Below are 8,485 nucleotides of genomic sequence, written 5' to 3' on the forward strand. Positions count from 1 at the left end.
AAGTCTATTTTCAAATTCATTAACTAAAACTCTGGGTAGTGAGCAGTCTGGGCTATCGTCATATTTTTTATCTACTTTTGCAAGGGATTTGCAAGTGTTGGCCCATTCTTGCNTATATGATTCATAAATATTTTGCANGCAGTTATNAGTTCTAGCTTTTGTCCAAGCNCCATAGCCAAAAAATGCAATAACAGCAAAAACAATCGCACCACCTATAGAGATGGAACGGCTTGCTTTAGCATGATCTGTGGGTGAATTATCTTTCATTCATTTTACCTAAGTCGCAATTTTATCTATTTGTAGTAAGTGCTTTGTTTGGCCTAAGAAGGTGGACATATAATACTCATGTATTCAAAAAATGTCCAATAGCAATTGTAGCCTGTATTAGACGAAGTCGTAATACAGGTGGTCAGATTGCCTGTCTAATCAAGTTAATGTGGAAAAATAGGTGGTACCGGGTGAATAATCTCTACGATATCGTACTATGAAAAAGCTTTTCTAAGTTGAATGATGATGTTTATATAAAATTGAAATGAAAAGGGCGATGACATGATTGGGATAGATCCTGTATTACGACTTCGTCTAATACAGGCTACGCTTGCTGATGTTTAGGGTATTTCGGACAGGAATTTTTGCGTCAAACTGCTGGAAATGTAGTGACGCAGTAAACTTGTCTATTCAACTATTCGTTCAGATATATCGCATTTAATTATAACTGTACACACCACTGTCTCAAATAGGGGGGGCACTATAATGCTTGCTAGTTGATTCGATTGGAAGTGGTAAAATTTCTGTAAGTCCGATTGAGCCCACTTCATTACTTTTAGTCATTCTATTGCTTAGATTACGCCATAAATCATTACGTGCTTTTAGATTATTAGCTTCTGGGGCATAAATAGTGCCGGTTTTAGGATCTATGGCTAAGCTTAGTTGATCCATTTCCATTTTTGATCTTAATAATGCTGAGCTAATCGTTACCCCATTTTTTTCTAATTCATTACAAATTGCTATACCTTGTACTATAGATGAATCATTTCCTCCAACTATATGCGCTACAGCAGAATTAGGATTAATTTTTGTAAATACGTTTGTTAACATCTCTTTGAGTTGTGGCATAGAAACTAAAACATCTACATGAGCAAGCCATGCAGAGTTATTGTTGGGATCAACTATCGCTAGAATAAAACAAGTTCCTGCGCCTACAGAGCCTAAGATCCGTCGTTCTTCTGTATCAGCGTTTATAAATGCACATTCGCCCACACCAACTTGTACTGATTGTTCTCTTTCAAAATCAATTGGTTTAAAGTTTGGTGCACGTTCATTTAATTGATCAACACGTTCACTTATATTACCAAATACAAGATTTCTGTATTCTGCCATACATTTATCAAAAGTGCCTTCCTGCTTATCATTAGGGTTGAAAAATTTCATTGCTTACCTCGTTGTAAGTTTAGGACTGCTTATGGTTTATATAGTTCATAGGTAAGGGGTTGTCTACTAACTCAAATAGACAAGAAACTGCCAATCAAAAGACTCCTATGTCCACTCAAGAAATGAAAGTATTCAAGTTACGTACTAAAGTGGACAATTTACCTTAAAAGAAATTGGTGATTATTTTTAGACATGGTTCATGCGCTTTTAAACAGCTCCTTCAGCGCTCTGGTTTCACTTGGTAAAAACCTTCCATCTATGGCAAGAGGAGATTGTTAGAATGTGGCGGTTTAGTAAATCAAATGGCATCACTGAAGGCTTTCATCGTAAGATGAAACTTAAAGGGCTATCAATCTGTCTACATTGCGTCTACATGACTTTTTCGAATTTTCTACAACTGCACGTAACTACTTGATTTTATTGGTGGGCCCACTAGGACTTGAACCTAGGACCAACGGATTATGAGTCATCTTAATAATTTTTAAGCACTTGATTTTATTATAAATTTTGCCGCGTGTTTTTCCTACAAATGGCGTACTGTGTCGTACGATGTCGTACTCAAATACGACGATCTCCCGAAGGGGATTTTAATACGATTAATCTTAAAAGTGAATTTGTTTCAATTTATTGGATACGTCTTCTTTGCCTTTATTATAAGATTCAGGGAAATGATCAAAAAGATTCAAAAATTGTAATGCTGCTGGTGATAACCCATTGGTTAAGTTTAAGATCTGTTGATGTTGTTGGGATAAATCCTTCCAATGCCAGATTGGTTCGTGATGAAAAACCCGATTACGAAGAAACCTAATGCGATTCAACTCTCTTGATAAAAATGCCCGTGTTTTTTGACTTTTGGGTAGATTCTGGAATGTTGTTTTGAGTAATCTGGGCCATAAGATCTGTCCATGCTCATAACGGATATCAAATAAAGATGTCCAAAATCCAAAAGATAACTCAGCAACAATCCGTCCAGATTGTATGGGTTTCTTCCTCTTTTTAAGATCATTAATAACTTGAGCAATTTGCTTTTGTTCACTTGGATGTAAAAATGGTAACTCAAACCAATGTTCTGTATCAAAATGAGTGCTAATTGCCAGATGTAATGAATTACGCAAGCTGATTTCTAAAATTTGCAGTGCTGGATATAAAGATTGGCTTAGTTCAATATTCCAGGAGTATGCTGCTAATGCTTCCGTTTTGTTGTGGTTACAGGTGGTATGATTCAGATATCCATCTAAACGTTCTTCAGAGAAGATAATAGAGAGCTCGTCAAAAAAAGAAGGGTATAGATCTGACATCAAATTTGTCCTATAATTTAGCTACAGTCCCCGGACAACTCCTATCCTTGGCTTATGGTCAAGTGACGAATCCGGGGTTTTTTTGTCTGTTAATAAATAACGTCGATTATCCTTTATTTTTGTTTTCAAAATCAATGATAATTAATTTTGTGCCAAAAGAGTCCTGTTATCTTTGGCAATATCGATGTTTTGACTTAAATTATTTAGAGAAGAGAAGATTTTAACCGTATACAAGGCATGACTGCTGTGTATTATTTACTCTACTTATGTACATCCACAATTTTGGCATTAGTGATACTGCACAAATCCTGTGTAGAGATTTTTAAAGTTACGTTCTTAATTCCACATCCACCATAAACCATGGATTTTTCTAATATAGAATTATCTATCCATGTTTCAAGATAAAGAAACATAACCAATATTAGCACCTGTCATTAGCTGTATTTGTTCCTGAGTGGCGAATAATACTTTTTTACTATTTGATATATTTTTAATCTTTTTGAGATTGATTCGATGGTCCCCACGCATGATTACTGCAATGAATGCTTCGTCCACTTGTAAAATAAAAGTAGGGATCGATAGCATACTGATTGGCCTCTGCGTGTGCAGACGCCAAATTTAGATTATCTTCAAACAATTCAAAATTGATTTTCTTCATTGCGAGTGTTTGATTCAGTTCGAATAGAAATTGATTTATAGTCATAATTTTTTTAGATACCAACAATTTGTCCAGTCATGGCCGGTATTGAATTTTGGCTTATTAAGTCTTGTAAAACCGTTATTCTGATATAAAGCATTAGCTCTATACATATAATTCATAGTTTCCAGATATATTTGTTTAAATCCATGCGTTGAAGCTGTTTCAATAAGAAATTTTAAGAGCGTTGAACCTAACCCTAAGCCTCTTACATCGGGTGAAAAATACATATTTTGAATTTGACAAGTCTCTTCATTTTTCAAACCTATGGGATTAAATCCGCCGCCGCCAACAACGATTCCTTCATGTTCAATGACATAATAACGAGAATTTTCTTCAATGAGGACACGCATTAATTCATCCAGTTCATTTTCGAAGATTGGAGCATCAGGATGATTGGCATCAAACCCGAATTCAAGCCAGGTTTTTTTCGTTATTTCAATGATAATGGGTACATCATGCTGTTGTAATGACCGGATAGAAATTTGGGCTTTGATACGAGATTGTTTTAAGGCCTTGGCATAGAGATATAAGCCATTCATTACCTGTTTTTTTTCTTCGGAACTTAATAGTTCCAATGCCACGGCTACTTGTTGATTTGCAACACGGTCAATGTGCTGTGCAGCTTTTTCACCATTTTCAGAGAGTTTCACTAATTTGCTTCTAATATCCCGTGGATCTGGTTCTACTAGGCAATAGCCTTTATCTTGTAGGCTTTTGATGAGTCTACTCACCGTTGATTTTTCTAATTTAAGTAGTTTGCCTATTTGAGTTGCAGTTAAGCGTTTACTTTGTTTCAACTCATAAAGCGCATGGCATTCAGAGAAAGAACCTATATTGGAAAACTGGTTATCTAAAAAACCAAGCTCTTGTACTATGCGACGAGATGACTGTCGTATTTTAATAATTTCAGTTAAATTCATTTTTGATGATGGTTGCAATTATATGGTTGCATTATACAACTGTATTGCTCTAAATTCAATGGATTTTATAGATAGAGGACCATTAGTCCGCTGCTTCTTAAAATAAATTCTATATAATACAAAACTTAATATTAATCTAAGTGTTTGATGGTGTGATTTTGTGTACGCAGATCCCGAAGAAGTCCCGAAGTGGGGTTCCTTGGGATTTAGGGTATTAAGTGTAACTGATTGATTTTACTGACTTTAATTGGTGGTCCCACTAGGACTTGAACCTAGGACGGGCATTTCATAATGAATAAAAAAATTTAAAAATCTTAATAAGCTCTAGTCAAAATAATGTAACCCAATGGCACTCCGAACCTCTTCAAGAGTTTTTTCAGCTACTTTTTTTGCTGCGGCAGTACCAGAAATTATAATATCCATTACTTCACCACGCTTAAAACTATTTCTCTTTTCCCTTATTGGTTCAAGCATATTCTGTAAAGTAGTGTTTAAAATGTTTTTAATTGTGGAGTCACCAAGCCCCCCTTTTCTATAGTGAGCTTTTAGATCAGTCACTTCTTGTGAATCTAAATGAAACGCATCAAGGTAATCAAACACAACATTGCCTTCAACTTTACCGGAGTCACTTATTTTTAAATGAGTTGGGTCAGTGAACATTAAAAATACTTTGCGCTTTATCTCTTCGGGTGTGTCAGAAAGAAAAATCGCATTACCTAAAGATTTACTTGCTTTAAATTGACCGTCTATTCCAATCAGGCGAGGGGTTTTACTTAAAATAGGTTTTGCTTCTTTTAAGCAATCGGTATTATAAATTCTATTAAACCGTCTTACAATTTCATTGGTCTGTTCAATCATGGGAACCTGATCTTCTCCAACAGGTACTGCCTCTGCTTTGAATGCGGTAATATCTGCTGCTTGACTGACTGGATAGCAAAAAAAACCTGCGGGTATAGATGAATCATATCCTTTTTGTTGAATTTCGGTTTTTACCGTCGGGTTTCGTTCGAGTCGCCCTAAAGTGACAAGGTTCAGATAATAAACAGTAAGTTCTGCAAGCTCAGGAATGTGTGATTGTATAAATATTGTGCTTTTTTGTGGATCGATACCAATTGATAAATAATCTAACGCTACTTCGTAAAGATTGTCTACCATTTTACTAGGGTTCTCAAAATTATCAGTTAGTGCCTGAATATCAGCTATCATTATATACTGATCGTATTCATCTTGAAGCTTAATTCGATTGGCTAGAGAACCAACGTAATGACCAAGATGCAATTTACCTGTGGGGCGATCGCCTGTTAATATAATTTTTTTCATTGAAATCCTACATATAACTTTGAAAATCTGGAATTATCAACAAGCATTATAGTTATAATATTCCATAAGAAAACCTAATAATGCTGGCTCTACTATTAGCCCTGATGAATAAGCACTTCTCCATGAGCCAGTAGCCGTGCCTTTACGTTTTGCCCCGGTTTATTCATAACAATGCACAAAAGAGGTAGACATAAATAACATTTCATCTAATAAAGGTAAAGGGGGCAAGTCACTTTTAATTATTCAAAGGTAATACCATAGTTGATGTAATGAGGTGGACATATCAGTTTTGAATTGATGAAAAGCGACTTACGACCGTTTACTTTTGCTACGGTTGCCGATAGTTTGGACTTACCGGCGTATGCTTTAAAGCGTTTGCTTAATCATAAAATGAACAATGATGTTACAGATGGGTATATCATGAAAGATGTTGAACGATTAAGGAAACCCATGCAACAAGTAGCTAATTTTCTACTGGAACATATGATGGAGACCATTGAGTTATGAAGAGTAAAGAGTTCACTAACCCGTAGTCTCAATATCATAAATTTTAGTTGTTGCTGGATTCAAAATTAAATGACGAAAATTCCCATTAACATCTTGATAATTAATAACATATTCATCTACTCGCCATAATATATTAATGTTGGGAATAAGAAAAACAACTTTTTTATCTTCGCAGTCTATTTTTAATCCATTATTTTTGAATAAATAACATCCTCTTTTATCCGTACCTATGGTTGTTTGATGAATGTTACCTATACGAAATGTTTCAATAATTAATTTGGGCAGTCTTATAATACTGCCGTTAATTGTTAATAATGTAAGAATTACTAATGTAAGAATTAACGGTTTTTGTAGCTTACTTTTTATGTCTGGAAGGGGTATTAAAACAAAGATTGAATAGGCCAATAGACAAAAATAGGTACTAAAAGTATATATTATATAGTTTATGCCACTTTCCGGTGTTATTTCCTCTAAATGATTTATTAATGCAGTTGTGATTAGTAAGAATAAATTTGATGTTGTAATGATTATAGTTGTGTAAAAAATAAGAGTAATTTTAGAGGGTGATGAACTTGACGTTTTTTTTGAGTTTGGCAGCAATATAAATATCGATATCAGAGGAATTATCATTGTTATTAACATAGCCGTAATGGGCATGAAATAAAATATAATTGATAAGAGTATTGCATTTATGATATGTAAAAAAAGGAATGTTTTTATCGGTTTTCCTATGAGTTTTATTTCTGCTCTTCTTTTTTTCTCCTTTATAACTAATTTATCAAATAGATGACGAAATTTATTACCGAAAAGAAATGAGCATGTATGCTCGTTGTTGATAAGTCTTTTTTGTAAATTACTGGAAATTAAGGGAGGGAGGGTGAGCAAAAATATAATTATTACAATTACAAAACTGACAAATAATGAGAGAGCAATTAAACTGTCATAACTTTTTATAGGAAAATATTTTATTTCTAAGAAATAGATCGAAAAAATCAGCAAGCTTAGTAATAAAGAGGAATACCAGAGTCCTAGCGCATTATTTTTAATTATTTGTATAATTTTACTAATGTTAAAATTCATGTAATTACCTATTTAAGACTACTCAAAAATATCATCCAAAGATTTTCACGAAAAGATGAACAACGATCGCTCTTATCTACCACTATTACTGAATACAACTAGCAATAAACTTAGTGAAGGGAACAATATTCTGATGAACACTAGCTTGCTCTAGCGCTTCCATATATTCGTTTCTTCTCTCCACAGGAATAATAGTCCATGGATAATAGCCACTTGCTAGCATAACATTCATCAGAAAACGTCCTATTCTGCCATTACCATCTGAATAAGGGTGGATATAAACAAAAAAGAAATGTCCGAGAACAACTCTAACAGCAGGCTCCTTTTCCTGAATTATTAACTGAAAAAACTCTTCCATTAGTTCACTAACAATTTGCCAACGTGGAGGAATATGTTTGGATTGACGTATATATACAGGGCTGCGTTTGTATCCTGCCAGATCAGTTGGTTTTAAAAGCCCTACAGCAACGCTAGGTTGAAATAATTCTCTATACCAATCCCCATGTTCTTTTTGTATTATTTTTCCGGGGCTGTCTCCATTCAATATTTCCATAAGGCTCTTTTTTACTGCTTGGAATGCTTGCCAGTATCCACGGGCAGCTAATGCACTGCGGTGATTTCGATCTTGTTCTGTAGCATCGGGATTCCATTGTCCAGAACGAACTTTTTCAATTAAGTCGCGGCTTACTTGATAACCTTCAATAGATAGAGAATGGTAAGCGTCCGAGATGTACTTTTCGTCTACCTGTTCTATATATTTTTTAATATCGATTGTTGTAAGACGAGGTTTAGGAAAGTTTTCTCGAACTATATCGCGCATCTCATGCCACATAACTTCCAAACGACTTCGATACGCTGGCTTATAAGTTGCGGAAAAATCTATCGGTGTATTTGTTAAAAATGGATCTTCTTCTCGTATTTGATAACCGGCACTCTNCATGGTTTTTTTGATCTCTTCTGCCACGTGANATTTGCCAATATTTTGAAGTGCGCCACAAATCCTTCCTGCTATCCAAGAATGTCCTTCTTCTAATAAATAATGCAGAAAATCAGATGCACTATTAAACATTGATAAAACTGAGCGTGCTTCAGTAGGATATTGAGAAAAAAATTTAGGTGAACAATAGAGCAATGCTGGCACTATTGCATAAATTCGCATGTCCTGCTTAATCTCTATATCCTGAGTCGATGGCATTTTGTATTGTACTGAAAATAAAGAAGTATTATGA

7 protein-coding genes and 2 pseudogenes are annotated in these 8,485 nt (G+C 34.7%); 2 read left to right on the forward strand and 7 right to left on the reverse strand.

What is annotated here, in order from left to right:
• Positions 1 to 732 precede the first annotated feature (732 nt).
• Positions 733 to 1,431 carry a hypothetical protein gene (locus tag B094_RS0112255; protein WP_018578104.1) on the reverse strand — a complete coding sequence of 233 codons (699 nt, stop codon included), beginning with the start codon at positions 1,429 to 1,431 and terminating at the stop codon, positions 733 to 735.
• A gap of 180 nt (positions 1,432 to 1,611) precedes the next feature.
• On the opposite strand from B094_RS0112255, the pseudogene B094_RS17360 reads away from it, so the two are divergent.
• Positions 1,612 to 1,771 (forward strand): annotated as a pseudogene (locus tag B094_RS17360) (transposase); the annotation flags it as partial.
• A 262-nt stretch (positions 1,772 to 2,033) separates the two neighbouring features.
• Here B094_RS17360 and B094_RS16230 read toward each other — a convergent pair.
• From B094_RS16230 to trpS, 4 genes are all read right to left on the reverse strand, one after another.
• The gene (locus B094_RS16230; RefSeq protein WP_018578105.1) at positions 2,034 to 2,729 is read right to left on the reverse strand and encodes an Abi family protein; all 696 of its coding nucleotides are present in this window, start codon (positions 2,727 to 2,729) and stop codon (positions 2,034 to 2,036) included.
• Positions 2,730 to 3,125: 396 nt separating this feature from the next.
• The gene (locus tag B094_RS17065; protein ID WP_081621100.1) at positions 3,126 to 3,314 is read right to left on the reverse strand and encodes a YbaK/EbsC family protein; all 189 of its coding nucleotides are present in this window, start codon (positions 3,312 to 3,314) and stop codon (positions 3,126 to 3,128) included.
• A 114-nt stretch (positions 3,315 to 3,428) separates the two neighbouring features.
• The gene (locus B094_RS0112275; RefSeq protein ID WP_018578108.1) at positions 3,429 to 4,349 is read right to left on the reverse strand and encodes a bifunctional helix-turn-helix transcriptional regulator/GNAT family N-acetyltransferase; all 921 of its coding nucleotides are present in this window, start codon (positions 4,347 to 4,349) and stop codon (positions 3,429 to 3,431) included.
• A 324-nt stretch (positions 4,350 to 4,673) separates the two neighbouring features.
• Complete coding sequence (gene trpS / locus B094_RS0112280; protein ID WP_018578109.1) at positions 4,674 to 5,669, reverse strand: tryptophan--tRNA ligase; 996 nt, start codon at positions 5,667 to 5,669, stop codon at positions 4,674 to 4,676.
• 306 nt (positions 5,670 to 5,975) lie between these two features.
• Between trpS and B094_RS16235 the strand changes: the two are divergent.
• Positions 5,976 to 6,176, forward strand: a pseudogene (locus tag B094_RS16235) (integrase); the annotation flags it as partial.
• 15 nt (positions 6,177 to 6,191) lie between these two features.
• Here B094_RS16235 and B094_RS0112290 read toward each other — a convergent pair.
• Positions 6,192 to 7,256 (reverse strand): hypothetical protein, encoded by a 1,065-nt coding sequence (locus tag B094_RS0112290; RefSeq protein WP_018578111.1) that lies wholly within the window; start codon positions 7,254 to 7,256, stop codon positions 6,192 to 6,194.
• An 85-nt stretch (positions 7,257 to 7,341) separates the two neighbouring features.
• Complete coding sequence (locus B094_RS16240; protein WP_428829132.1) at positions 7,342 to 8,451, reverse strand: Fic family protein; 1,110 nt, start codon at positions 8,449 to 8,451, stop codon at positions 7,342 to 7,344.
• Positions 8,452 to 8,485 lie beyond the last annotated feature (34 nt).

It is taken from the genome of Legionella shakespearei DSM 23087 (assembly GCF_000373765.1).
Taxonomy (GTDB): Bacteria; Pseudomonadota; Gammaproteobacteria; order Legionellales; family Legionellaceae; genus Legionella; species Legionella shakespearei.

Bases quoted from the DNA above. Each gene is read 5' to 3' on its own strand.
- B094_RS0112255 (WP_018578104.1), bottom strand. From the start codon at position 1,431: ATGAAATTTTTCAACCCTAATGATAAGCAGGAAGGCACTTTTGATAAA.
- B094_RS16230 (WP_018578105.1), bottom strand. From the start codon at position 2,729: ATGTCAGATCTATACCCTTCTTTTTTTGACGAGCTCTCTATTATCTTC.
- B094_RS17065 (WP_081621100.1), bottom strand. From the start codon at position 3,314: ATGCTATCGATCCCTACTTTTATTTTACAAGTGGACGAAGCATTCATT.
- B094_RS0112275 (WP_018578108.1), bottom strand. From the start codon at position 4,349: ATGAATTTAACTGAAATTATTAAAATACGACAGTCATCTCGTCGCATA.
- trpS (WP_018578109.1), bottom strand. From the start codon at position 5,669: ATGAAAAAAATTATATTAACAGGCGATCGCCCCACAGGTAAATTGCAT.
- B094_RS0112290 (WP_018578111.1), bottom strand. From the start codon at position 7,256: ATGAATTTTAACATTAGTAAAATTATACAAATAATTAAAAATAATGCG.